The 18,317-nt window shown below is 62.8% G+C and carries 20 protein-coding genes and 1 riboswitch; of the genes, 3 read left to right on the forward strand and 17 right to left on the reverse strand.

All coding sequences use genetic code 11. The features are described 5' to 3' along the window. Window positions 1-75: 75 nt before the first annotated feature. Together ACZYR5_RS01275 and ACZYR5_RS01280 are read left to right on the forward strand one after the other, a co-directional pair. Window positions 76-558, forward strand: coding sequence for a hypothetical protein (locus tag ACZYR5_RS01275; protein ID WP_489088252.1), 483 nt, complete (start codon window positions 76-78; stop codon window positions 556-558). Between the two features lie 146 nt (window positions 559-704). Continuing rightward, a complete protein-coding gene (locus ACZYR5_RS01280; protein ID WP_489088251.1) occupies window positions 705-1,976 on the forward strand; it encodes an OmpP1/FadL family transporter in 1,272 nt (423 codons plus the stop codon). 86 nt (window positions 1,977-2,062) lie between these two features. Here ACZYR5_RS01280 and ACZYR5_RS01285 read toward each other — a convergent pair whose 3' ends face one another. The 13 genes from ACZYR5_RS01285 to cobO all read right to left on the reverse strand — a co-directional run bounded on the left by ACZYR5_RS01285 (window position 2,063) and on the right by cobO (window position 13,470). Beyond that, window positions 2,063-2,614 (reverse strand): glutathione peroxidase, encoded by a 552-nt coding sequence (locus tag ACZYR5_RS01285; RefSeq protein WP_489088250.1) that lies wholly within the window; start codon window positions 2,612-2,614, stop codon window positions 2,063-2,065. Between the two features lie 189 nt (window positions 2,615-2,803). Continuing rightward, window positions 2,804-4,012, reverse strand: coding sequence for an MFS transporter (locus tag ACZYR5_RS01290; protein ID WP_489088249.1), 1,209 nt, complete (start codon window positions 4,010-4,012; stop codon window positions 2,804-2,806). A 52-nt stretch (window positions 4,013-4,064) separates the two neighbouring features. Continuing rightward, entirely contained in the window at window positions 4,065-4,469 is a 405-nt protein-coding gene (locus ACZYR5_RS01295) for a MarR family winged helix-turn-helix transcriptional regulator (RefSeq protein WP_489088248.1), read from the reverse strand. A gap of 60 nt (window positions 4,470-4,529) precedes the next feature. Beyond that, window positions 4,530-5,261 carry an adenosylcobinamide-GDP ribazoletransferase gene (locus ACZYR5_RS01300; RefSeq protein WP_489088478.1) on the reverse strand — a complete coding sequence of 244 codons (732 nt, stop codon included), beginning with the start codon at window positions 5,259-5,261 and terminating at the stop codon, window positions 4,530-4,532. A 2-nt stretch (window positions 5,262-5,263) separates the two neighbouring features. Then, window positions 5,264-5,839, reverse strand: coding sequence for an alpha-ribazole phosphatase family protein (gene cobC, locus ACZYR5_RS01305; protein ID WP_489088247.1), 576 nt, complete (start codon window positions 5,837-5,839; stop codon window positions 5,264-5,266). Then, on the reverse strand, window positions 5,836-6,891 hold the full coding sequence (gene cobT, locus ACZYR5_RS01310) for a nicotinate-nucleotide--dimethylbenzimidazole phosphoribosyltransferase (RefSeq protein WP_489088246.1): 1,056 nt from the start codon (window positions 6,889-6,891) through the stop codon (window positions 5,836-5,838). Before cobT ends, cobC begins: the two co-directional genes overlap by 4 nt. After that, window positions 6,888-7,409: a bifunctional adenosylcobinamide kinase/adenosylcobinamide-phosphate guanylyltransferase gene (gene cobU, locus ACZYR5_RS01315; protein WP_489088245.1), complete on the reverse strand. Its 522-nt coding sequence runs from the start codon at window positions 7,407-7,409 to the stop codon at window positions 6,888-6,890. Before cobU ends, cobT begins: the two co-directional genes overlap by 4 nt. Window positions 7,410-7,552: 143 nt before the next feature. Beyond that, window positions 7,553-9,004, reverse strand: a complete 1,452-nt coding sequence (locus ACZYR5_RS01320; protein ID WP_489088244.1) for a cobyric acid synthase — start codon at window positions 9,002-9,004, stop codon at window positions 7,553-7,555. Beyond that, window positions 9,001-9,993: a threonine-phosphate decarboxylase CobD gene (cobD, locus tag ACZYR5_RS01325; RefSeq protein ID WP_489088243.1), complete on the reverse strand. Its 993-nt coding sequence runs from the start codon at window positions 9,991-9,993 to the stop codon at window positions 9,001-9,003. The genes ACZYR5_RS01320 and cobD overlap by 4 nt, the downstream gene beginning before the upstream one ends. After that, on the reverse strand, window positions 9,986-10,894 hold the full coding sequence (gene cbiB / locus ACZYR5_RS01330) for an adenosylcobinamide-phosphate synthase CbiB (RefSeq protein WP_489088242.1): 909 nt from the start codon (window positions 10,892-10,894) through the stop codon (window positions 9,986-9,988). Before cbiB ends, cobD begins: the two co-directional genes overlap by 8 nt. Then, complete coding sequence (gene bluB, locus ACZYR5_RS01335; protein WP_489088241.1) at window positions 10,891-11,541, reverse strand: 5,6-dimethylbenzimidazole synthase; 651 nt, start codon at window positions 11,539-11,541, stop codon at window positions 10,891-10,893. Before bluB ends, cbiB begins: the two co-directional genes overlap by 4 nt. Then, window positions 11,538-12,848: a cobyrinic acid a,c-diamide synthase CobB gene (locus ACZYR5_RS01340; RefSeq protein WP_489088240.1), complete on the reverse strand. Its 1,311-nt coding sequence runs from the start codon at window positions 12,846-12,848 to the stop codon at window positions 11,538-11,540. The genes bluB and ACZYR5_RS01340 overlap by 4 nt, the downstream gene beginning before the upstream one ends. 10 nt (window positions 12,849-12,858) lie before the next feature. Then, the gene (gene cobO, locus ACZYR5_RS01345) at window positions 12,859-13,470 is read right to left on the reverse strand and encodes a cob(I)yrinic acid a,c-diamide adenosyltransferase (protein ID WP_489088239.1); all 612 of its coding nucleotides are present in this window, start codon (window positions 13,468-13,470) and stop codon (window positions 12,859-12,861) included. 81 nt (window positions 13,471-13,551) lie between these two features. Further along, window positions 13,552-13,786, reverse strand: a riboswitch (cobalamin riboswitch). A 113-nt stretch (window positions 13,787-13,899) separates the two neighbouring features. Between cobO and ACZYR5_RS01350 the strand changes: the two genes are divergently transcribed. Beyond that, window positions 13,900-15,213 (forward strand): PQQ-dependent sugar dehydrogenase, encoded by a 1,314-nt coding sequence (locus ACZYR5_RS01350; RefSeq protein WP_489088238.1) that lies wholly within the window; start codon window positions 13,900-13,902, stop codon window positions 15,211-15,213. Between the two features lie 2 nt (window positions 15,214-15,215). On the opposite strand, the gene ACZYR5_RS01355 is transcribed toward ACZYR5_RS01350, so the two are convergent. The 4 genes from ACZYR5_RS01355 to hda form a co-directional block, all read right to left on the reverse strand. After that, window positions 15,216-15,878, reverse strand: coding sequence for an O-methyltransferase (locus tag ACZYR5_RS01355; protein ID WP_489088237.1), 663 nt, complete (start codon window positions 15,876-15,878; stop codon window positions 15,216-15,218). Between the two features lie 27 nt (window positions 15,879-15,905). Beyond that, window positions 15,906-16,439, reverse strand: coding sequence for a C40 family peptidase (locus ACZYR5_RS01360; protein ID WP_489088236.1), 534 nt, complete (start codon window positions 16,437-16,439; stop codon window positions 15,906-15,908). Between the two features lie 238 nt (window positions 16,440-16,677). Further along, window positions 16,678-17,304, reverse strand: coding sequence for a C40 family peptidase (locus ACZYR5_RS01365; protein WP_489088235.1), 627 nt, complete (start codon window positions 17,302-17,304; stop codon window positions 16,678-16,680). Window positions 17,305-17,516: 212 nt separating this feature from the next. Beyond that, window positions 17,517-18,221 (reverse strand): DnaA regulatory inactivator Hda, encoded by a 705-nt coding sequence (gene hda / locus ACZYR5_RS01370; protein ID WP_027619976.1) that lies wholly within the window; start codon window positions 18,219-18,221, stop codon window positions 17,517-17,519. Window positions 18,222-18,317: the final 96 nt, after the last annotated feature.

The raw sequence follows: 18,317 nt of genomic DNA on the forward strand, positions 1-18,317 counted from the left end.
CGAGCCTGAGTCGACCCACCGCTGCCAAGCCCACCCAATCAGGCCTCGCCGCCCACTTCACGTTCCGAGGGCCTTATGGGTATCGCCGCCAGCGAACTGTGCCGTTTTGTGATCCGTCCCACCCTGATTTACCTGGGCAGTCACAGCACGACCGCCGAAACCCTGCTGCTGGGAGTCGCCGCCAGCCAGTCAGCCCTGGGCTCCGCCCTGCACGACCGCCGTGGCCACGGCCTGTACCGGATTGGCGAGCTTCGCCATCAAGCCCTGTGGGATGACTACCTGGCCCTCGACCCCGAGCGCGCCAGCCTGGTACGTGGTCTCGCGAGCCAGCACGCCTTCCTCAGCGGACCGCACCTGGAACTCACCGTCAATCTGCGCTACGCCACGGCCATTGCCTGGCTGTTGATCGAAGAACAGAACACCCCGCTCCCGGCCGCCGATGACGTGCTCGGCATGGCAAAAATCTGGCGCCAGATTTTCAACCCACAAGGACGATTGCGCGACTACACTTGCGCCTGGCGGGCCTGTGTTTCACCGCTGAATCAACTGGCGAGCTGACCGGGCAAACTGCAAGATCGGCGAAAAAGCGGTGAATATAGTAGGATTGTCCTACAAAACCGCTCTAACTCGCGCATTACAGGCTATAGCGCTGGAGTGAAAATATTGGTAGTTTCCGCTCCGGTGATCACCCGGAGTTTCTAATAATGAAAAAAGTCATGCTCAAAACCACCCTTGGCCTCGCTGTAACCTTGGCATCCACCCAGATCTTCGCAGCTGGCTTTGCCATCAACGAACAAAGCATCAGCGGGATGGGTACAGGTTTCGCCGGGCGTTCTTCTGTCGCAGACGATGCAAGCACCATTTATGGCAACCCGGCCGGCATGTCGCGCCTCAAGCGTGAACAAGTCACTGGCGGGGTCGCCCTGCTCGATGCCCATACCGACATCAGCCATGCCAGCTCCAGCCCGAACGGCGGCACCAACAAAGGCGACATGGTGCCGTTCATCGGCGTACCCATGGGCTTCTACGTCAAGCCGATCGATGAGCATTGGGCCGTCGGCATTGGCGCGTACGCACCCTTTGGCCTGATAACCGACTACGAGAACGGTTTCGCCGGCAAATACTTTGGCACCAAGAGCGACGTAAAAGTCCTGACCTTGCAGCCAACGGTTTCCTACGCCTTCAACGACAAGGTTTCCATCGGCTTCGGCCCGACCTTCAACCGCATCGAAGGCAAGCTCGAGTCCGACCTGTCGATCACCCAGGCCGCGCCTGATGGCCACGTGCGCATCAAGGGCGACGACACCGCCGTGGGCTACAACATCGGTGTGCTGGCACAGCTGACCGACAGCACCCGCGTTGGCCTGACCTACCACTCGAAGGTCAAGTACAAGCTCGAAGGCAACACCAAGGTCAACTACGGCCTGCTGCCGTTGGCTGGCCAGAGCAAGGACCAGAAGTACGATGCCTCCCTGGACCTGACCACCCCGGAATCCGTGGACTTCTCGGTGACTCACGCCCTCGATGACCAGTGGACTCTGTACGCAGGCAGCACCTGGACCCGCTGGAGCCAGTTGAAAGAAATCACCGTGGAAAACAGCGGCGTGCCGGGCGCGCTGGCTGGCCAATTCGGTGAAATCACCGAAGAGCAGAACTGGCACGACACCTGGGCTCACGCCATCGGCGCTTCGTACCAGCTGAACAAAGAGTGGGTACTGCGTACCGGCCTTTCGTTTGACCAGTCGCCGACCAACAACGTCAATCGCTCGCCGCGCATCCCGACCGGCGACCGCACCATCTTCAGCCTCGGTGCTGGCTGGAGCCCGACCGACGACCTGACCATCGACCTGGCCTACTCCTACCTCAAGGAAGAAGCGGTCAAGGTCAACAACGAAAACGACCGTGGCCAAAGCTACAACGCCAAGTATGAAAACTGGGCGAACGGCTTCGGTGTCGGCGCGACCTACCGCTTCTGATGCATGGCGGGCCTGAACGGCCGGCCAAGTGAAGTGAAAAAGCCCCGCTTCGGGTCACCGAGGCGGGGCTTTTTAGTGGGCGTCAATCAGGGTTGGGAGGCCAGGGCTTTCTCCACCGCCTCGATGAATTCGGGATTGTCCGGCTTGGTCAGGCTGGAGAAGTTGGCAATCACATTGCCTTTGCGGTCGACCACGTACTTGTAGAAGTTCCATTTCGGCGAACTGCTCTGTTCCGCCAGCATCTTGAACAAGTGAGTAGCGCCGTCACCCCGGACCTTCTGCGCCTCGGTCATGGTGAAGGTCACGCCATAGTTGACGTAGCAGACCTTGGCCGTCTCGGCGTTGTTGCCGGACTCCTGCTTGAAGTCATTGGACGGTACTCCCAACACTTCCAGGCCCTGGCCCTTGTAGCGTTGATACAAAGCTTCGAGACCTTTGAATTGCGGGGCAAAGCCGCAGAAGCTGGCGGTATTGACCACCACCAGGGGTTTACCGGCGTAGCGCTGGCACAGATCGATGCTGTCCTTGGCGTGCAACTTGGGCAGGGAACCGATCAGTAGCGGCGGGCATTCAGCCGCCAGTGCGGAACCGGCGAACAGCGACAGAACAGCGGGAACCACAAGCCAGCGCAGCGGCATATCGAGCGTCCTTGAGTAAATGTCAGAGGGCGACGTTACTCGCCCCGTGCAATTAATCGCAAGTGGCTATCTAGCAAGATCCAAGACCCAGCTGCATCATCGCCAACCCGCCCTGATGCCAGCCCCACCAGGCCAGCGCCAACAGCAAGGCGCCAGCGCTCAGCGCCAGCACTGCCCCCCCGATCCGACTCACGCCGCCCCCACCTGGGCCTGCAGGCGCGCCACCGGACGCTCGCGCACCGGCCAGTTGAGCGCTGCGGCCAACAGGCTTAGGAGAATCGCCACTTGCCAGATCAAGTCATAGTTTCCTGTTCGGTCATACACCACCCCGCCCAGCCAGCCACCGAGGAAGGAACCTAACTGATGGAAGAGGAAGACGATTCCTCCCAGCATAGAGAGATTTCTCACGCCGAACAGGGTCGCCACCGTACCGTTGGTCAATGGCACCGTCGACAACCAGAGAAAGCCCATGGCCATGCCGAACAAATAAGCGCTGGTTTGTGTCACCGGCAGCCACAGGAACAACCCGATCACCACCGCTCGCAACAGGTACAGCCCGGTCAGCAGCCGCGGCTTGGACATGCGTCCGCCGAGCCAGCCCGCGGTGTAGGTGCCGAAGATATTGAACAGGCCGATCAGCGCCAGCACCGTGGTGCCGACGGTGGCCGGCAAGTGCTGGTCCACCAGATAGGCCGGCAAGTGCACGCCGATGAACACCACCTGGAACCCGCAGACGAAAAAGCCGAACGCCAGCAGCCAGAAACCCGAGTGGGAGCAGGCTTCACGCAATGCCTCGGACAACGTTTGCTCATGCCCCAGCGTTGGCAGCGGATTGTCCTTGAGCATGCTGACCAAGGGCACGATCATCGCCACCAACAGGCCCAGCACCAGCAGCGCGCTGGACCAGCCGAGCCAGCCGATCAAACCCAGGGTGCCGGGCAACATGGCGAACTGACCAAAGGAACCGGCCGCGCTGGCAATGCCCATCGCCATGCTGCGTTTCTCCGGCGGTACAGCTCGCCCGACCACCCCGAGAATCACCGAGAACGAAGTACCGGAAAGACCGATGCCAATCAGCAGCCCGGCGCTCAACGACAGCGACCACGGCGAATCGGCCAGGCCCATGAACATCAGGCCTACGGCGTAGAGAATGCCACCTACCAACACCACCTTGGCCGCGCCAAAGCGATCGGCCAGCGCCCCGGTAAAGGGTTGCGCCAGCCCCCAGATCAAATTCTGCAGCGCAATGGCAAAGGCAAAGACTTCACGCCCCCAGCCAAACTGCGCGCTCATGGGCGGCAGGAACAAGCCGAAGCCATGCCGGACACCGAGTGACAACGCCAGGATCAGCGCGCTCCCGAGCAAGACCCAGCCACTGGTACGCCACATCGATGTCATTTTTATTCTCCTGATGCGGGTATATACCCGCTTGAACTCGAAAAAACCCGCCTCAGGCGAGTTCGTCCAGCAAGGCCAACAAGGTTTCGCGCTTCTCGGCACCCAATTTATCGATCAAGCGCTGCTGCGCCGCTTCCCAGGCCGGCAACGCTGCGGCCAGGCGCTCATGCCCCGTATCGGTCAGTTGCACGATGCGGTTGCGCTGGTCTTCACCTTCGTCCATGCGCACCAGCCCTTCGCCCTCCAGCACCCGCAGATTACGCCCCAGCGTGCTGCGGTCCAGGCCCATGGCCTCGGCCAGGCTGGAAATGCTCGGCTGATCCAGGCGCTGCAAATTGCACAGCAAAGAATACTGGGCGACGTTGATCCTGAAGCCATCGAGGGCGCCGTCGTAATACCTGCTGACGCCACGGGCGGCGCGACGCAGGTTGATGCATAAACACTGAGAGGCAATCATGATGCGTGTATATACCCGCGACTAATCCATTGCAAGCAATGTCTGTGGTTGCCGACCCACTCAGTGCAGCGCCAGCGCCACCAACACCGTCATTTCCAGCAACTCCAGCAGCGCTCCGGCGGTGTCGCCCGTGGTGCCACCCAGGCGTTGCAGCATCAAGCGCCGCAGGATGAAGAACGTCACCAGCGCCACTGTCAACGCCAGCGCCCCACTCCAACCGCCTATCAACAGGCAGGCCGCGGCACTGAACAGCAGAACCCAATGTGCAGACTGGCGTGGCAGATGATCAGCCAGCGCCTGGCCCAGGCCTCCTGCCCGGACATACGGCGTGTTGAGGAACAGGCCAAGCAAGGCCGCGCGTCCGAGCAACGGTGCGAGGATCAAACCGAGCGTCGCCTGTTGCTCGATCAGCGCCAGCAACGCGGCGAACTTGAGCAACAACACCAGCATCAGCGTGACCACAGCGATAGGTCCGCTGCGCGGGTCCTTCATGATCACCAGGGTACGCTCTCGATCGCCAAAACCGCCGAGCCAGGCGTCCGCGCTGTCCGCCAGGCCATCCAGGTGCAAGCCACCGCTGAGCATCACCCAGGCCGTCAACAGCAGGGCCGCGTGCAGCCAGACCGGACTGCCCGTCAGCAGCCCATTCAGCGCCCACAGCAACACGCCGAAAAACACGCCCACCAACGGGTAGAACAGCAGCGAACGGCCCAGTTGCTCAGGCACCGGCATGCCCGGCAGACGAATCGGCAGGCTGCTGAGAAACTGCAGGGCGATCCACAAGGGCAGCAGGTTCACGACATTTCCCGCAGTAGAGCCGCGCTTTCGACGCTCAGGGAGAAAAATCCGCCGTGGGCGACTTCGACATTCAGTAATTGTTCACGGGGCAAGCCTCGAGCCCTGGCCAACAGCAGGCGCATGACTCCGCCATGACTGACCAGCAACACCCGCTCTCCCGCGTGAGCCTGATGCAAGCGCTCCACCGCCGCCAACACGCGCGCAGAAAAATCACTCACCGGCTCGCCCTCTGGCGGCGTAAAGCGGTAAGGGTCAGCCCAGAACAAACCGAGCCCTTCAGCGTCGGTCTCCATCAGGGCCGCGGCGCTCTGCCCTTCCCAGGCGCCGAAATGCAATTCCTGCAGGTCCTTTTCCAGGCTGATTGGCACGCCGAGGCGCGCCGCCAACTGCTCGGCAAACCGCGCGCAGCGTTGCAAGGGCGAGCTGATCACCCGATCCCAGGGGCCGCGCTCGTTCAGCGCCGTGCTCATTTGCTGCCAACCGGTGGCGGTCAGCGCGTCATCGAGGCTGCCGCGCAGGCCGCCGCCCAGCTCGGTTTCGCCGTGACGCAGCAGGTCCAGGTGCAAGGTCATGCCGGACGGTCGGCTACCGCCGCCTCGGCAAAGGTCGCCATCTGCCCGTGCAGGTCGCAGGCCAGGCGCAACAACGGCACGGCCAACGCCGCCCCGCTGCCCTCGCCCAGGCGCAGGCCGAGGTCGAGCAATGGCGCAGCGTGCAGGCTCTCCAAAAGATGGCGATGTCCTGGCTCTGCGCCACGATGACCGAACAACATCCACTCGCGGCTCGCCGGGTTCAGGCGTACCGCCACCAGCGCCGCGACGCTGCATATAAAACCGTCGACCAGGATCGGCAAGCCTTGCTGGGCACAAGCCAGATACGCGCCAACCAGCGCGGCAATTTCGAAACCGCCGAGGTTGAACAGGGTCTGCACGACATCGCTACGCTGCGCGCCATGCACGGCCAGGGCGCGCTCTATCACCTGCGCCTTGTGGCTGACGCCGGCAGCACTCAAGCCGGTGCCCGGGCCGGCCAGATGAGCCACCGGACAATCGAGCAAGGCACACGCCAGGGCACTGGCGGCAGTGGTATTGCCGATGCCCATCTCGCCACCGATAAACAGTTGGGCGCCAGCGTCGATGGCCCGCAACACGCTGTCACGCCCAGCCTGCAACGCTTGCTCGCCCTGGGTCGCGGTCATTGCCGGCCCCTGAACGAAGTTCGCGGTGCCCGCCCCGAGGTGCAGATGACGCACGCCCGGCAAATCCAGGGCCAGATTGACGGTACCCAGGTCGATCACTTCCAACTGCGCTTGCAGCTGGCGCGCCAGGACGCTGATCGCCGCACCGCCGCTGACGAAGTTGTGCAGCATCTGTCCGGTGACTTCCTGCGGGTAGGCCGAAACCCCTTCGGCGACCACCCCGTGGTCACCGGCAAAAATCGTAATCCACAGCTGCTCCAGGCTCGGTTTCACCCGCCCCTGCATGCCGGCCAGTTGCAGCGCGAGGGTTTCCAGTTGACCGAGGGAACCGGCGGGTTTGGTCAGTTGTTGCTGCCGGTCAGTCGCCTGGGCAACAACGTCGCTATCGATTGCCTTGCACGGGTTCATCCACCACGAATCTGTCATAACGCATTACCTTTCAACGTCAGGGGCAAACCGGCAACGGTCAATACGACACGCTGACAACGTTCAGCCAGGGCTTGATGCAGCCATCCGGCTTCATCGACATAACGGCGAGTCAATTCGCCCAGCGGCACGACACCCATACCGGTCTCGTTGCTGACAAACAGGATTTCGCCCGGCAATGTCGCCAGGCACTCCAGCAGCGCTTCACGTTCCTGGGTCAGACGCGCGGAATCGTCGAGCATCAGCAGGTTGGTCAGCCACAAAGTCAGGCAATCCACTAGGAGGCAACGCTCGGCACTGGCGTTTTCGCGCAACACCCGGGCCAGTTCCAGCGGCTCCTCGATCAAGCCCCACTCGGCAGGACGGCGTTCGCGATGATGGGCCACGCGAGCATTCATTTCGCCATCCAGGGGTTGACTGGTGGCGATATAGATCACCTCCAGCGCGCTGTCGCTGGCAAGTTTTTCGGCCAGGCGGCTTTTGCCGGAGCGGGCGCCGCCGAGGATTAGTTGGAGCATGACAGTGTCCTGAAAATTTCAGTGAGGCAGATGGCCCCTTCGCGAGCAGGCTCGCTCCTACAGGGGTGCGGCGTATACATAAAAACCTGTAGGAGCAGCCCGGGCGGCGTTCCGCTGCTCGCGATGAGGCCAGAGCAGTCAATTCAAATCCCACAGAGCTGACGCAACAGCCCGGTATCCAGATGCTTTTCCACCAGATCCGCCAGGCGCTCGATATCGCGTTCGCGCAAGCCGTGGTAATCAACCTCCTGCACCGCTTGCAAACCGGCCCAGCGCAGCAGCGCACTGCAGGCGGCGGGCGATTCGAACAGGCCATGCAGATAAGTCCCGAGCACCTGGCCATCGGCACTCTGTGCGCCGTCGCAGCGTCCGTCTTCCAGCAACACCGCTGCGTGCTCCAGTGCAGGGCCGGTGGTCACCCCGGCATGAATCTCATAACCGCTGACCTCGGCGTTTTCCACCTGTAAACGGCCACGCACATTGCGCAGTTGCTTCTCTCGTTCGAGCACGGTTTCAAACGCCAGCAAACCGAGGCCGGCGCTGGAGCCAGCGGCGCCCTCCAGGCCCAGCGGGTCGTGTACCTGCGCGCCGAGCATCTGCAGCCCTCCGCAGATCCCCAGCAGCTTGCCGCCGTAGCGCAGGTGCCGGGTGATGGCGGTGTCCCAGCCATTGGCGCGCAAGTGCTGCAGATCGCTGCGCACGCTTTTCGAGCCCGGCAGGATGATCAGGTCCGCCGGCGGGATCGGCTGGCCAGGGCCAATAAACTGCAGGTTGACCTGGGGATGCAGGCGCAACGGGTCGAAATCGGTGTGGTTGCTGATGCGCGGCAAGACCGGCACCAGCACATTGAGCACCTGTTCGGCCTTGTCGGTCTGACGCTGGTCGATGCCGTCCTCGGCCTCCAGGTGCAGGTCCATGACATAGGGCAGGACGCCAATCACCGGTTTGCCGGTGCGCGCCTCGAGCCAATCCAGGCCCGGTTGCAGCAGTGCGATATCACCGCGAAAGCGATTGATGATGAAGCCTTTGACCCGCGCCTGTTCGCTGGCCGAGAGCAGTTCCAGGGTGCCAACCAGATGGGCGAACACACCACCGCGGTTGATGTCGGCAATCAGCAGCACCGGGCAATCCACTGCCTCGGCAAAGCCCATGTTGGCGATGTCGCCGGCACGCAAGTTGATCTCCGCCGGTGAGCCAGCGCCTTCGACCATCACCACCGGGTAGGCGGCGCTGAGGCGTTGATGGGACGCCAGCACTGCCTGCATCGCGATCGCTTTGTAGTCGTGATAGGCGACGGCATTCATCGTGGTAACGGCCCGGCCGTGGATGATCACCTGGGCGCCGGTGTCGCTGTTGGGCTTGAGCAACACCGGGTTCATATCGGTATGCGGCTCGAGGAGCGCGGCCTGGGCCTGGACCGCCTGGGCCCGGCCGATCTCGCCGCCATCGGCAGTAACGGCGCTGTTGAGTGCCATGTTCTGCGGTTTGAACGGCACCACCGCCACACCCTGGCGCGTCACCCAGCGACACAACGCCGTCACCAGGGTGCTCTTGCCGGCATCGGACGTGGTGCCCTGCACCATCAATGTAGTCATGAGGCTTCCTTGGCGTAGGCGATGAAAGCGCGCTCGAGGCGCAACCAGTCATTTTCGTCGGCCGGCAGGCCAAAGCGTACGCTGCTGTTGTGACTGAACAGGCGCAGCAAGATGCCCTGCCGAGCCATGAATTCATACAAGTGCTCGGCACGCTCGGTGATCAACCACTGGAACAAGGCGCAGCCACCGTGGGGCTTGAAGCCATGCCGCTCGAGGACTTCCACCAGGCGCTGGCTGGCCGCCTCGCTGCGCAGGCGCTGCTGCTGATGCCCTTCGGTATCACGCAGGCAAACCTGGCCGAGTACCCGCGTCGGCCCACTGACCGCCCAGGGGCCGACCTGTTCGGCGAGTAACTTGAGCAGTTTGCGTTCCGCCAGGACAAAACCCAGGCGCACACCCGCCAGGCCGAAAAACTTGCCGAAGGAGCGCAACACGATCAACCCGACCTGATTGGCGAAGGCCGCCAGGCTCAGATGCGGGGTGTTGTCCATGAACGCTTCATCGACCACCAGCCAGCCGCCGCGCTGCGCCAGCCGCCCGTGCCATTCGAGCAGGCGTTCCGGGGTCAGGCTCAGACCGGTGGGATTGTTCGGATTGACCACCACCAGCACATCAAGCTTATCGAGGTAGAAATCCACCTCCTGCTCCACCACTTCGCGCACCACGTAGCCGTTGCGCCGCCAGGCTTCGGCGTGTTCGGCATAGCACGGCGAGAGCACGCCGACCTTGCCGGCACGGCGCAAGCGCGGCAGCAACTGGATAGCCATTTGCGAGCCGGCGACTGGCAGTACATGGCTGGCGCCGTAGTACTCGCGCGCCGCCTGCTCCAGGCCGTCTTCGGTTTCCGGCAAACGCGCCCAGGCCCGTGGCGCAATCTCCGGGATCGCCCACGGCCACGGCGCCAGGCCGCTGGAAAGGTCGAGCCAGTCGGCTTCGGCGATGCCATAGTGCAAGGCCGCCTTGCGCAGGCGGCCACCGTGTTCAAGCATAAAACTCGGCTCCCACACAGAGAATCAGCAACCACAACCACACCCCGCGCTGGACCAATTGCCAGCCACGGTCGATCGAGTCAGCATCCGCCGGCACGCCTTCGCCCAGTTGCGGACGTTGATGCAGCTCGCCGTGGTAGATCGCCGCGCCGCCCAATTCCACACCCAGGGCCCCGGCACCGGCCGCCATCACCGGCCCGGCGTTGGGGCTGTCCCAGGTCGGTCCCTGGGTGCGCCAGCACTTGAGCGCCAGGCGGGTTTTGCCCAATAGCGCGTAGGTCAGGGCCACCAGGCGTGCGGGAATGTAGTTGAGCAGGTCGTCGATTTTCGCCGCTGCCCAGCCAAAACGTTCGAAGCGCTCATTACGATAGCCCCACATCGCGTCGAGGGTATTGCTCAGGCGATAAAGCACCACCCCCGGCGCACCGGCCACGACGAACCAGAACAGCGCGGCAAATACCGCGTCGCTGCCGTTCTCCAGCACCGATTCGGTGGCCGCACGGGCCACTTCAGTTGAGTCCAGCTCGCTGGTCTGGCGACTGACCAGATAACCGACCCGGTTGCGGGCTTCGTCCAGGTCATCGCTGCGCAAGGCACGGGCCACCGGTTCGACATGCTCGCCGAGGCTGCGTAGACCCAGGGCGCAATACAGCGCAAGAATCTCCACCAGCCAACCGATGTAGGGCAGCCACGACAAAGCCGTGGCCAGCAGGGTCAGGGGCACGACCACGATCACCCAGGCGGTGACGCCATGGCTGCGCCAGCCGCGACCGGCGGCGTTGAAGCGCTGCTCGACCCGGTCGGCAAAACGGCCGAAAGCCACCAGCGGATGCCAGCGTTTCGGTTCGCCCAGCAACGCATCCAGCGCCACGGCGGCGACACTCAGCAACGCCACACTCATTGACTCACTCCCCAACTATTTTCATACAGCAGTTCACTCAGCGGACGCGGTTGCGCCCAGCCTTCCAGTGCCAGCATCGGCGCTGGATAGAATTCGTTGACCGGTCCCAGGCACAACACCGCCAGCGGCTTGGCCCCTGGCGGCAACCCAAGCAGGTCGGCCAGCGCTTGCGGTTCGAACAACGACACCCAGCCCATTCCCAGCCCTTCCGCACGGGCGGCCAGCCAGAGGTTCTGAATCGCGCAGGACAGCGATGCCATGTCCATTTCCGGCAACGTCCGTCGGCCGAAAATGTGCCGTTCGCGGTCATCCATCAAGGCCGCGACCAGCACTTCGGCGCAGTCGTTGATGCCTTCGACCTTGAGCTTCATGAAGTCGTCGGAACGCTCACCGAGGGCCTCGGCAGTACGCACCCGTTCCTCTTCCACCAGACTCTGGATGTGCTGGCGCAGCGTTCGATCACTGATGCGGATAAACCGCCAGGGCTGCATCAGGCCGACACTCGGCGCCTGATGCGCCGCTTCCAGCAGGCGGCGCAACAACTCCGGCGCCACCGTGCCGCCGCTGAAGTGACGCATGTCGCGTCGCTCGGCAATCGCCCGATAGACCGCCTGGCGTTCGGCTTCGGAAAATTCCTTGGCGCTCATGGCTGCTTCGCTGCAGGCGCGAGCAGTGCGGCAATCGCTGATGGATTGGAGGGGAAGTAGAAGTGCACGTAGGACGCGGTCATCCGCCCTTCACGGTAGACCGCCTCCGCTCCGCGCCCGCCATTGGGGCTCAGGCCACGAGCGATCGGCTCGAGGGTAGTGCTGGTCAGCGAGTGGTGGTAGGTGTGCCCGCGCAACGCGCCTTCCGGCAACTCCACCGCCTGTAACGCCAGCGCGGCCAGGCGTTTTTGCATCACCGCGTCGCCGCTGAGCAAACCGACCAGTTCGGCGCGTACGCCGTCGACGTCGGTCAGCGAGTCCAGCAGATAGAGCATGCCGCCGCATTCGGCGAGCAAGGGTTTGCCGGCGTCATGGTGGGCACGGATGGCGGCGAGCATGGCGCTGTTCTGCGCCAGTGCCACGTGGTGCAGTTCCGGATAGCCGCCCGGCAGGTAGAGGCTGTCCGCTACGGGCAGTTGCCGATCACGAATCGGTGAAAAGAAGCACAGTTCGGCGCCCATCGCCCGCAACAGGTCGAGGCTCGCGCCATAGGTGAAGGCAAAGGCTTCGTCGCGGGCCACGGCGATGCGCACCCCGGCCAGCAGCGGCTCGGCGGCGATCACTTCAGGCGCGGCAAAGGTCACCGCTGGCGGCAGTGCCACTTCGCAACTGCTGGCGAGGGCATCTGCCGCCGCGTCGAGACGCAGGTCCAGATCATTCAGCTCGCTGGCCTGGACCAGGCCCAGGTGCCGACTCGGCAACTCGATGCCGGTCTCGCGCGACAACGCGCCGTACCAACGCAAGCCTTCGGTCAGGCTGCCTTCAAGCAGCTGTGCATGACGCAAGGTGCCGACCCGGTTGGCCAGGACCCCGGCGAACGGCAGGTCCGGCTGATAGCGCGCCAGGCCCAGTGCCAGTGCGCCAAAGGTCTGGGCCATGGCGGTGCCATCAATCACCCCCAGTACCGGCACGCCAAAGTGCCGGGCCAGGTCCGCGCTGGAGGGGGTGCCATCGAACAGCCCCATGACCCCTTCGATGAGGATGAGATCCGCGTCCAGGGCCGCTTCCCACAACAGACGACGACTTTCCTGCTCGCCGACCATCCACATGTCCAGTTGGTACACAGGATTGCCGCTGGCGCGCTCGAGGATCATCGGGTCGAGAAAATCCGGACCGCACTTGAATACCCGGACCTTGCGCCCCTGGTTGCGGTGCAGGCGCGCCAGGGCGGCGGTGACGGTGGTCTTGCCTTGACCGGAAGCCGGCGCGGCGATCAGTACCGCCGGGCAGTGACGAGGGTTATTCATGAACAGTGACTCACAGTTCGACACCTTTCTGCGCCTTGATCCCGGCCTGGAACGCGTGCTTGATCATGCCCATTTCGGTGACGGTGTCGGCCAACTCGACCATCTCCGGCTTGGCACCGCGACCAGTGACCACCACGTGCTGCATAGGCGGACGGGCCTGCAGATCGCTGAGCACCTGATCGAGATCCAGATAGCCATGCTTGAGGGCAATGTTCAGCTCATCCAGCACCACCAGGCCGATGGCCGGATCTTGCAGCAGCTCGCGGGACACGGCCCAGGCCGCTTCGGCGGCGGCGATATCACGCTGGCGATCCTGGGTTTCCCAGGTGAACCCTTCGCCCATCACATGAAACCGCACCTGCTCGGGGAAGCGCCGGAAGAACAACTCTTCGCCGGTGCTGTTACGGCCCTTGATGAACTGCACCACGCCGCATTGCATGCCGTGGCCCATGGCTCGCGCGAGCATGCCGAACGCCGAACTGCTCTTGCCCTTGCCGTTGCCGGTGAGCACCAACAGCAGCCCGCATTCGTTGGGCGAGTTGGCAATGCGCTCGTCGATCACCGCTTTCTTGCGCAGCATGCGCGCCAGGTGTCGTTCGTCGCGTTCAGGGGAATCAGTCATGGGGGAGCTCTCCGTTGAGGCTGGATAACGGCGGGCAGGCATGGAAAAAGACGGCAAGAAGCCTGGCATCGCCCACCGTGATGCCGCTGGATGGATCAGGCCGGTCTCCGGGCTCATGAGCGGCGATTGGCCGGGCGCTGCGCCTTCCCATGTCGCAGCGGACACAGTGGCTGATGGCAGCGCTTTCACTCATTTACCGTTGCGGGGGCAGCGCCGGGATCGTCGCCCGTCCTGTCAAAGAACGCGCCCTCACCGGCTTCCCTGTTTCACTCGATCGACCCACGGGCCACCGAGCACCTGAAACAAGTCGCGAAGGTTAGTGGGTTGGGGGTGGAGCGTCAATTAAAGGAAGGCCCGGCCTGACCGATTGAACCTTCGGCGCCGCGCGCGCCTCTACCCATCACGCGATGTTATTAATGGGAGATCGGCATGCAAACGTCTCGCCTGACAGTTGTCCTCACCCTGGCCGCAGCCCTGGTCGCCTGCGGCGAGACCGCAGTCCTGAAAGTCGCCGAGGGCACTGGCCCATCGCCCGAACTGCCGGCGCCAAACAAGACCCTGCTGCCCACCGTCAACATCGCGCCTGCCGTGGGCTGGGCCGATGGCGCCAAACCAACGGCCGCCGCCGGCACCAAGGTTGGGGCATTCGCCGAAGGCCTGGATCATCCACGCTGGCTGTACGTGCTGCCCAATGGCGACGTGCTGGTGGCCGAAACCAACGCGCCACCCAAGCCCGATGACAGCAAAGGCCTGCGCGGCTGGGTCATGAAGCAGTTCATGGGCCGCGCAGGGGCTGCGGTACCCAGCGCCAATCGCATCACCCTGCTGCGCGACAGCAACCACGACGGTGTGGCCGAAACCCGCACAACCTTTATCGAGAACCTCAACTCCCCCTTTGGCATGACCCTGGTGGGCAATGACTTGTACGTGGCCGATACCGACCGCCTGCTGCGCTTCAACTATGTCGAAGGTGCAACCACGATCAGTTCGAAACCGATGAAGGTCATCGACCTGCCAGGCGGCCCCCTCAATCACCACTGGACCAAAAACGTGATCGCCAGCACCGACGGCAGCAAGCTCTACGTGACCGTCGGCTCCAACAGCAATGTCGGCGAGAACGGTCTGGACCAGGAGCAAGGTCGGGCGGCGATCTGGGAAGTGGATCGGGCCACCGGCAATCACAGGATTTTTGCCTCGGGCTTGCGCAACCCCAACGGCATGGCCTGGGAGCCGAACAGCAAGGCCCTGTGGACGGCGGTGAACGAGCGGGACGAGATCGGCAGCGACCTGGTGCCGGACTACATCACCTCGGTCAAGGACGGTGGTTTCTACGGCTGGCCCTTCAGCTATTACGGGCAACATGTCGACGACCGGGTCAGCCCGCAGGATCCGGCGCTGGTGGCCAAGGCCATCGCACCGGATTATGCCGTGGGCCCGCACACCGCTTCACTGGGCCTGACCTTCGCCCAAGGCAGCACATTACCGGCGCCCTTCACCGAGGGCGCATTCGTTGGCCAGCATGGCTCATGGAACCGTGAACCCCATAGTGGCTATAAAGTGATCTTCGTGCCCTTTCACGCCGGCAAACCCTCTGACCCGCCGGTGGATGTGCTGACCGGTTTCCTGAACAAGGATGAAGAGGCAATGGGCCGGCCGGTAGGCGTGGTGATCGACCGACAAGGCGACCTGTTGGTGGCCGACGACGTAGGTAACAAGATCTGGCGAGTATCCGCTACACGCTGATGTCAGCGTTTGCGACACAGCGTCAGGCCATCACCCAGTGGCAGCAACGACAGATCAACCCGCGCATCCTCCTTCAGCGCCCGATTCAAGGCCTGGATGGCGCGGGTATCTTCGCTTTGCGGATTGCTCTCCAGCACGCGCCCACTCCACAGGGTGTTATCGAACACCGCCAGCCCACCGGTGCGCAGCAAACGCAGGGCATGCTCCAGATAGGCCGGGTAATTGGCCTTGTCGGCGTCGATGAACATCAGATCGAAGCATCCACCCTGCCCCTCCCGCTCAAGTTCGGCCAGGGTCTGCAAGGCGGGCGCCAGGCGCAGTTCGATACGCTCGCTCAGTCCTGCTTCCTGCCAATAACGGCGGGCAGTGGCATTGTAGTCGCCGGGAATGTCGCAGCAGATCAATTTGCCATCATCGGGCAGCGCCGCCGCCATGCACAGCGCGCTGTAGCCGGTAAAGGTGCCGACCTCCAGCACCCGACGGGCGCCGGTGAGCTTGATCAGCAAGGCGAGAAACTGCCCCTGCTCGGGTGCCACTTGCCAGCGTGCCATGGGCAGGGCCTGGGTTTCGTCACGCAGACGGCGCAGCAGCGGCGTTTCGCGCAGCGAGACATCCAGCAAGTAGTGATAGAGGGCGTCGTCGAGATTAAGCGTTCGTGCAGTCATGACCCCCTCCGCCCACCCGGAACAAAACTAGGGAATACGCGCCAGATGCTCAGGCTGCAAGACGCGCTTGGCACTCAGGTAGGCACGCTGCCAATAGGCCTTGGACAGGCTGTCGAGCTTGACTGTTCCGCCGGTTGCCGGCGCATGCACGAAACGCCCTTCGCCGACGTAGATCCCGGCATGACTGACCTGGGAGCCGCCATTGGTGGCGAAGAAAATCACGTCGCCGGTCTGCAGGGAGTCCTTGCCGACACTCGGTGCCTGCATGCCGATCATTTCACTGGTGGTGCGTGGCAGGGAAATACCTGCTGCATCGCGGTAGACGTAGCCGATCAAGCCGCTGCAATCGAAACCTGAATCCGGCGTGTTGCCGCCCCAGCGATAAGGAGTGCCGACCAGGCCGAGGGCGCGAAACAGCACGTCGTCGGCGACCGGCGAAAAACTCTGGGTGGGGGCGAAAACCGGCGCACGGACCACTTTGGCAGGTGGCGGCGTGCGACTGGCGCAGGCGCTGAGCAGCGCGGCGCAGAGAATCAGTGCTAGGCGGGCCGACTTCGTCATCACAGAACATCCTGAACTGGCTGCGGCTTTCTCTGCCGAGAGGCTGAAAACAAAACCGCGTAAGCAGGGCTTACGCGGTTAGTTTTCAACAATAGATCAGAATTCTAGCGGGTACGCGCCAAACTTCAAGTAAGACTTTAAGTTTGCACTACAAAAAGAAGGGGCATTACTGAGGAATATCATTTTGTTGGACCGCCGGCGCTCTAACACGGTGGTTACAGCGCCGTTGCCCGATAACTTACTTGCGCGCGGTGACCGTGGTCGGAGCCATCGCAAGGGCGCGCTTGGCTTCGATGAAAGTCTTGCTCCAGTAGCTGTCGCCCAGGCTATCGACCCGCACGCCGCCGCTGCGGCTGCTGCTGGAATGGATGAACTGGTTATCACCCAGGTAGATCCCGGCGTGACTGACACGACCGCGACGACCATTGGTGGCGAAGAACAGCAGATCGCCCGGCTCCAGCTTGCTGCGAGAAACCAATGGCGCGTCTACGTTGATCATTTCACGGGTGGAGCGCGGCAGGTTCATGCCAGCTTCTTCGCGAAACAGGTAGCCGATGAAACCGCTGCAATCGAAACCGGCTTCAGAGGTACCGCCGAAACGGTAACGGGTACCGATCAGGGACATGCCACGTTCGAGGATGCTGTCGGCCAGAACCGGCATCTGATAAGGCTTGCTGCCAGCAAAGTCGGCGAGCTCTTTTTCGGTCGCCAGTTCTTCCTGATAAAGAGCGGAAGACTGCGCGGTAGCAGCATTTTTAGCCTGTTGTTGCTGGACGTCTTGCTGGGACACTGGCGAGTGTGCAGCGCAACCAAACAACAGGGTGACGAGTGCGAGAGGCACGAGGGGTGCGAAGCGCTTTAGCATGGGCACGACCGTGGCTGAATGTGTAAAGAAGCCGAGACTATGCCTTCTATCATCCTCATTTGCAAATTCAATCGATTTAAATGTGACTTTGCCGTTTTGCCCTGACATCTAAGCGCTTAAGCCCATTCCATTTACACGCGCGCTGCGAGCCCCCTCCGCCAGCGGGATTTTTTGCGTCTGGAATATGCCAAAATGTCCTACAGGCCGCGGTTTTACCAGCCTAGCGTCTCTTTCAGGAACGGGATCGTCAGCTTGCGCTGCGCTTGCAGGGAAGCCTGATCGAGCTGCTCGAGCAGTTCGAACAGCGCACTCATGCTGCGGGTACCGCGAGTCAGAATAAAATGCCCGACTTCGTCAGTCAGGTGCAGGCCGCGACGTGACGCACGCAATTGCAACGCGCGCAACTTGTCTTCATCGGACAGCGGGCGCATCTGGAAAATCAGCGCCAGGGTCAGGCGCGATTTGAGGTCGGCCAGCTTGACCGGCAATTCGCGGGGCGAGGTGGAAGCGGCGATCAGCAGGCGTCGGCCGCTGTCGCGCAGGCGGTTGAACAGATGGAACAGCGCCTCTTCCCAGTCGGCCCGACCGGCGACGGCTTGCAGGTCGTCCAGGCACACCAGTTCGTATTGCTCGAGGTTGTCGAGGATTTCGGTGCCGCGGTCGAGCAATTCAGCCAGCGGCAGGTAGACCGCCGGTTCGCCCAGCTGCTCGAAACGCAGACAGGCCGCTTGCAACAGGTGCGTACGCCCTACGCCGTCCTTGCCCCACAGGTAGATCAGGCTTTCGGTCCAGCCGGCGTCGGCTTCGCACAGGCGTTCGACATAGCCGAGTGCAGCGGCGTTGGCGCCAGGGTAGTAGTTGATAAAGGTGGCGTCATCACGCAGACGCACACCTAGGGGCAGCTGAATCGGTTTCATGCTGACTGAACAGTTCCTGAAGAACCGTTAGTGGCCTCTGTGTAAAGTTTGCAAAGTTTATACCCGTGACGCGAGCGGCACAATGCGATAGACCAC

The organism is Pseudomonas sp. F007, from assembly GCF_057814275.1.

Bases quoted from the DNA above. Each gene is read 5' to 3' on its own strand.
- ACZYR5_RS01320 (WP_489088244.1), bottom strand. From the start codon at position 9,004: ATGACTACATTGATGGTGCAGGGCACCACGTCCGATGCCGGCAAGAGC.
- cobU (WP_489088245.1), bottom strand. From the start codon at position 7,409: ATGCTCCAACTAATCCTCGGCGGCGCCCGCTCCGGCAAAAGCCGCCTG.
- ACZYR5_RS01290 (WP_489088249.1), bottom strand. From the start codon at position 4,012: ATGACATCGATGTGGCGTACCAGTGGCTGGGTCTTGCTCGGGAGCGCG.
- cobD (WP_489088243.1), bottom strand. From the start codon at position 9,993: ATGCTTGAACACGGTGGCCGCCTGCGCAAGGCGGCCTTGCACTATGGC.
- cobO (WP_489088239.1), bottom strand. From the start codon at position 13,470: ATGACTGATTCCCCTGAACGCGACGAACGACACCTGGCGCGCATGCTG.
- ACZYR5_RS01360 (WP_489088236.1), bottom strand. From the start codon at position 16,439: ATGACGAAGTCGGCCCGCCTAGCACTGATTCTCTGCGCCGCGCTGCTC.
- ACZYR5_RS01285 (WP_489088250.1), bottom strand. From the start codon at position 2,614: ATGCCGCTGCGCTGGCTTGTGGTTCCCGCTGTTCTGTCGCTGTTCGCC.
- ACZYR5_RS01355 (WP_489088237.1), bottom strand. From the start codon at position 15,878: ATGACTGCACGAACGCTTAATCTCGACGACGCCCTCTATCACTACTTG.
- cbiB (WP_489088242.1), bottom strand. From the start codon at position 10,894: ATGAGTGTGGCGTTGCTGAGTGTCGCCGCCGTGGCGCTGGATGCGTTG.
- cobC (WP_489088247.1), bottom strand. From the start codon at position 5,839: ATGACCTTGCACCTGGACCTGCTGCGTCACGGCGAAACCGAGCTGGGC.
- ACZYR5_RS01340 (WP_489088240.1), bottom strand. From the start codon at position 12,848: ATGAATAACCCTCGTCACTGCCCGGCGGTACTGATCGCCGCGCCGGCT.
- ACZYR5_RS01280 (WP_489088251.1), top strand. From the start codon at position 705: ATGAAAAAAGTCATGCTCAAAACCACCCTTGGCCTCGCTGTAACCTTG.
- ACZYR5_RS01365 (WP_489088235.1), bottom strand. From the start codon at position 17,304: ATGCTAAAGCGCTTCGCACCCCTCGTGCCTCTCGCACTCGTCACCCTG.
- cobT (WP_489088246.1), bottom strand. From the start codon at position 6,891: ATGACAGATTCGTGGTGGATGAACCCGTGCAAGGCAATCGATAGCGAC.
- ACZYR5_RS01350 (WP_489088238.1), top strand. From the start codon at position 13,900: ATGCAAACGTCTCGCCTGACAGTTGTCCTCACCCTGGCCGCAGCCCTG.
- hda (WP_027619976.1), bottom strand. From the start codon at position 18,221: ATGAAACCGATTCAGCTGCCCCTAGGTGTGCGTCTGCGTGATGACGCC.
- ACZYR5_RS01295 (WP_489088248.1), bottom strand. From the start codon at position 4,469: ATGATTGCCTCTCAGTGTTTATGCATCAACCTGCGTCGCGCCGCCCGT.
- ACZYR5_RS01275 (WP_489088252.1), top strand. From the start codon at position 76: ATGGGTATCGCCGCCAGCGAACTGTGCCGTTTTGTGATCCGTCCCACC.
- bluB (WP_489088241.1), bottom strand. From the start codon at position 11,541: ATGAGCGCCAAGGAATTTTCCGAAGCCGAACGCCAGGCGGTCTATCGG.